Annotated in this window: 3 protein-coding genes; 2 read left to right on the forward strand and 1 reads right to left on the reverse strand. The window is 35.2% G+C overall.

The annotated features are described in order from the left end of the window. Together drmB and M4I42_RS16745 are read left to right on the forward strand one after the other, a co-directional pair. Positions 1–978 (forward strand): DUF1998 domain-containing protein (gene drmB, locus M4I42_RS16740; protein WP_268853168.1); only part of this gene is annotated, 978 nt, incomplete at its 5' end. Between the two features lie 19 nt (positions 979–997). Next, positions 998–1,438 (forward strand): hypothetical protein, encoded by a 441-nt coding sequence (locus tag M4I42_RS16745; protein ID WP_268853169.1) that lies wholly within the window; start codon positions 998–1,000, stop codon positions 1,436–1,438. A gap of 56 nt (positions 1,439–1,494) precedes the next feature. Here M4I42_RS16745 and M4I42_RS16750 read toward each other — a convergent pair. Beyond that, the coding region (locus tag M4I42_RS16750) for a transposase (RefSeq protein WP_268853170.1) at positions 1,495–1,891 on the reverse strand (397 nt) is incomplete at its 5' end.

Here is a 1,891-nt window from a genome sequence, read left to right on the forward strand (position 1 = left end):
AAAAGAGGAGAAAATGGGCTAAAAGATTATTATGAGGTATACTTTGAAGAAAAAGTTTTTAGAGATTTTAATCATTTTTACAATGAATGGATAAGATTTAAGGGAAATGAAAATAACGAAAAACTGAATTATAGACAAATTAAAGAATTTGAATACGAAAGGTTTACTGGTTTTAAAGATAAAATTAAAATCCCAAAAGAGAATCCAGAATTCGAGGCGGAGATACAGTCTGTTCCGATAGAGTTACGACCTTATTTTAGTAAGATTGTCCAAGTGCATCGACTAAAGGAGATTATTGTTTTACTTGGGTTTATGCGTAATGATAGTCCCGAACCTGAAGTTAAAAATCCTCAAATTGTATGGTTAGAATCTGGAATTGAGGAAAAGTGGTTACCAGCAGTTGAAACGTATGGTGAAGGGATATTTATAGAATTCAATCGAGAAACAGTAAATAATTGGTTGGATGATGTGAAAGAAAAATCAGATAAATTTGTTGGTGTGTACGATAAATGGCTAGAAAAGAAGGGATGGACAAAATTAGAAGATCGAAATGCATTATACGTAATGATGCATACATTGTCTCATCTTCTTATAAAGCAACTATCACTAAAATCAGGGTATTCATCTGTGGCAATTAAAGAAAGAATATACTGTAGTGAGACTATGGCTGGGATTTTGTTATACACTGGAAGTGCAGATCAAGAAGGAACTTTAGGTGGATTAGTCGAGATGGGAAATATTGATAAATTTAGAGAAATTTTGAATGAAGCTTTGGAAGAGGCCCTATTTTGCACAAATGATCCTGTTTGTTCTTCTTTAGAAGTAGATGAAGAAAATGATTTAAACGGTTCAGCGTGTTTTGCTTGTTCAATGATTTCAGAAACTTCGTGTGAAACTGGTAATCGTTTATTAGACAGATCTTTAGTTGTTCCAATTCAAGATAGCCAGATTAAACCTTACTTTAATGGATTGGTATGAAATGTTGGATGAGAGATTATTGTTTAAATTGAATGTATTATGTGAAAAATTAGAAGAGGATATTCTTTCACTATCAAATATCAATAATTTTAGAGATATTGACATAAATATAAGATATAGTCATATATTTCGCGATTTGTTTCCGAATTTGAACGATGAAGAGATAAAAAGATTGTTATTACTTTTAAAACTTATTAATGACAGATGTAATGAAAATTCACATAAGGTAGAAGTGGTGTTTTCGGGAGTTACAGGAATTGATTTAAGAATACGTGAAACGGTAGGGGTTATTAGACAAATTCTGTCTGATGCATCTGAATGTATTATTATGACAGGATATGCTATTTCTCCGTATTTTCATCAGTTAGGGGATTTATTAAGGGTTAAAGCTGAACAGGATGTGAACATTGAATTGTTTGTAGAAAGTAGCCAAAATGAAAATCTAAGTTATTTACTGTAGTTGAGTAATTTTTGTTACAATAATTACCATTTAAAAAGAGACAAACGGGGTACCCCTTATGCCACATGGAGCTGTTTTTTCACGGCATCAATGGGAATATTTTGTTTCGCTGCGCCGTAGATAAATTCTACAAGACGATGTGCTTTGTTCGTTCGGAGAAAGTCAAGCCCGGTAGAGAAATCACCGTTGGACTCGAACATACTGTACACATAAGTCAGTTGTACCAAAATCCAATACCGTTTCACCGCCCGACGCCCGCGAACGCGGTATCCATCGAGTTTCAGTTGGTCTTTCGATTGACGGAAAAAACATTCGATCGACCAACGTGCAGCATAGTAGCGCAAGATTTCTTCGTCGCTTAGCTCCCGATCGGTGCTCAAGACGCAATGAAGATGTTTCGGCGTCATCGGCTGATCGGCTTTCCATGCGAGGAGCACCACGGCATCCTTGAGG

It is taken from the genome of Anoxybacillus sp. J5B_2022, assembly GCF_026847645.1.
Taxonomy (GTDB): Bacteria; Bacillota; Bacilli; order Bacillales; family Anoxybacillaceae; genus Anoxybacteroides.